Origin of the sequence: uncultured Frigoribacterium sp., from assembly GCF_963515265.1 — a bacterium.
GTDB lineage: Bacteria > Actinomycetota > Actinomycetes > Actinomycetales > Microbacteriaceae > Frigoribacterium.
Map to the genome: position 1 here is coordinate 1 of NZ_CAUPYL010000264.1, position 2,852 is coordinate 2,852.

Genomic DNA, 2,852 nt, shown 5'->3' on the forward strand with positions numbered 1-2,852 from the left:
CCGCCGAGGCGGCCGCCGAGATGGCGGCCGAGGGCGAGGCCGAGGGCACAGAGCCGCTCAGCGCCGACGACGAGGCCATCCTCGACGCCGCCAGCCGCGACCTCGTCGCGGACATGCGCCAGGACATGCTCCGGGCGCAGGCCGAGCTGGTGAACTTCCGGAGGCGCGTCGAGCGCGACCGCGAGGCGAACCGCGAGGCCGTGGTCGCCGAGGTCGTGCGCTCGCTCCTCCCCGCGCTGGACGACCTCGCCCTCGCCGAGAAGCACGGCGACCTGGCCGAGGGCCCGATGGTGATCGTGGCGCAGAAGATCCGCGGCGGGCTCGACAAGTTCGGGCTCGTGCAGGTCGGCGAGAAGGGCGAGGTCTTCGACCCCACCATGCACGACGCCCTGGTCCAGCTGCCGAGCGCCGACGTCACGGTCAACACCGTGGCCGACGTGATCGAGCCGGGCTACAAGATCGGCGACCGGGTCATCCGGGCCGCGAAGGTCGCGGTGCACACGCCGCAGTAGCGGCATCCGCGACGCGAGTCGCGACGGGCGGTGGGCTCCTCGAGAAGGGGCCCGCCGCCTCCCACATTCCCCGGCCTGTCGCTCGTGAGCGACGGCACAGAGACAAGAGAGGAGGTGCCGGATGGCCAGCCAGGACTGGTTCGACAAGGACTTCTACGCCGTTCTCGGTGTCTCCAAGGACGTCACGGCGGCAGAGCTCAAGAAGGTCTACCGCAAGCTCGCCCGCAAGTACCACCCCGACTCCAACCCCGGCGACGCAGCCGCGGAGGCGAAGTTCAAAGAGGTGAGCGAGGCCAACTCGGTGCTCTCCGACCCGGAGCAGCGCCGTGAGTACGACCAGATCCGGGCCATGGGCTCCGGCGCGCGCTTCACCGCGGGCAGCGGCGGCCCCGGCGGCGGCGGGGGCGGCTTCGAGGACGTCTTCGGCGGCATGTTCGGCGGCGGGCAGCCCGGCGGCGGCCGCCCGCAGTACCGCCAGCAGGGCGGCGGCGGCTTCGACGACATCTTCGGCGGCATGTTCGGCGGCGGAGGCGGCGGCTTCGGCCAGACGAGCGGCGGCTACCGCGGCTTCGGCGGTCCGCAGAAGGGCCGCGACATGACGGCCACGACGACGCTCGACTTCCAGACGGCCGTCGTCGGCGAGACGATCTCGCTGCAGGGCGCCAACGGCCGGCCGATGAAGGTCCGCATCCCCGCGGGCGTGCACGACGGCCAGAAGATCCGGCTGCGCGGCAAGGGCGAGCCCAGCCCCGACGGCGGCGAGGGCGGCGACATGGTCCTCACCATCGCCGTGCGCAAGCACCCGGTGTTCGAGCTCGACGGCAAGAACCTGCGCCTCGACGTGCCGGTCACGTTCGCCGAGGCCGCGCTGGGCGCGACCATCGAGGTCCCGACGCTCGGCGGCGACCCCGTGCGGCTGCGCGTCGCACCCGGCACCCCCTCCGGTCGGGTGCTGCGCGTCAAGGGCCGCGGCGTCGTCACCAAGTCGGGCACCGGCGACCTGCTCGCCACCGTCCAGGTGGCCGTGCCGTCGCACCTCAGCGACAAGGCGAAGGAGGCGGTCGAGGCCCTGGCCGCGGCCCTCCCGGCCGAGAACCCCCGCGACGACCTCATCGTCAGGGCCCGCGCGCAGGCGTGACGACCATGGACGAGAACTCGCCGCTCTTCGCCATCGCGACCGCCGCCGAGCTCGCGGGCATGCACGCCCAGACGCTCAGGCAGTACGACCGTCTCGGCCTCGTCGTGCCGCAGCGGACGGCGGGCAAGTCGCGCCGCTACTCGATGCGCGACGTCGTCCAGCTCCGCGAGATCGGCCGGCTGGGCGGCGAGGGCGTCTCGCTCGAGGGCATCAAGCGCATCCTCGAGCTCGAGAACCAGGTCATGTCGCTGCAGTCGCGGGTGCGCGAACTCGAGCGAGCGCTGGCCGACGAGCTGGTCAACCGGCCAGGTGCCCGGGTCTTCGCCGCCGGCGAGAGCGGAGTCGTGCCCCTGCGGCACGGGTCGCGCCCGCAGCGCCAGACGTCGGTCGTCGTCTGGCGTCCCCAGCAGCACTGACCAGCCGGGCCGCGACTCCCTCGCAGGTCCCGACCGTCTTGCCCGGAGCGACGCCGTCCCCGTCGGTCGCCGACGCCCGGGCGTCGGCGTCGTCCGCCCTAGGCTGTCGTCGTGCCTGACCTCGACTTCGCCGCGCTCCGCCGCTGGCCCGACGTCGAGGCCCACGACCTCGTCGCGTGGGACGCGACCGACCGCCTCCTGCTGGACGAGGCGCAGGAGGCGCTGGCCGCGTCCCCGACGGAGGTCGCCGTCATCGGCGACCGCCACGGCGCCCTCACCCTCGGGGCGGCGGCCCGCGGGGCGACCGGGCTGCGCGTGCACCAGGACGCGTTGCAGGGCGAACGTGCGCTGGCGGCGAACGCCTCCCGGCTCGGGGTCGCGCCGACGTGGCAGCAGCACCCGCTCGACGCGTCGCTCGTCGAGGGCGCTCGCGTGGTGCTGCTCCAGCTGCCTCGCGAGCTCGACGCGCTCGACGAGGTGGCCGGGCTCGTGGCCCGCTCCGCGCCTCCGGGGGTCGTCCTCTTCGCCGGCGGGCGCGTCAAGCACATGACCCTCGCCATGAACGACGTGCTGCGCCGCCACTTCGGCGACGTGCACGCGTCGCTCGCCCGGCAGAAGTCGCGGGTGCTGGTCGCGTCGCGGCCGCTGTCAGGCACGGGAGGCGCATCAGGCGAGGCGGGCGCAGGAGGCGCGGGCTGGCCCCGCGAGCAGCGGCACCTCGACCTCGGCCTCACCGTCGCCGCGCACGGCCGTGCCTTCGCGGGCACCTCGGTCGACATCGGCACC

General features: G+C 74.2%; 3 protein-coding genes and 1 pseudogene. All 4 read left to right on the plus strand.

The genetic code is table 11. The features are described from left to right. A partial coding sequence (locus RWM17_RS13675; protein ID WP_314104567.1) for a nucleotide exchange factor GrpE occupies positions 1–512 on the plus strand: 512 nt, incomplete at its 5' end. A 121-nt stretch (positions 513–633) separates the two neighbouring features. Continuing rightward, positions 634–1,650, plus strand: coding sequence for a DnaJ C-terminal domain-containing protein (locus RWM17_RS13680; protein WP_314104569.1), 1,017 nt, complete (start codon positions 634–636; stop codon positions 1,648–1,650). A gap of 5 nt (positions 1,651–1,655) precedes the next feature. Beyond that, the gene (locus RWM17_RS13685) at positions 1,656–2,066 is read left to right on the plus strand and encodes a heat shock protein transcriptional repressor HspR (RefSeq protein WP_314104571.1); all 411 of its coding nucleotides are present in this window, start codon (positions 1,656–1,658) and stop codon (positions 2,064–2,066) included. Positions 2,067–2,177: 111 nt separating this feature from the next. Then, a pseudogene (locus tag RWM17_RS13690) lies at positions 2,178–2,852 on the plus strand (SAM-dependent methyltransferase); the annotation flags it as partial.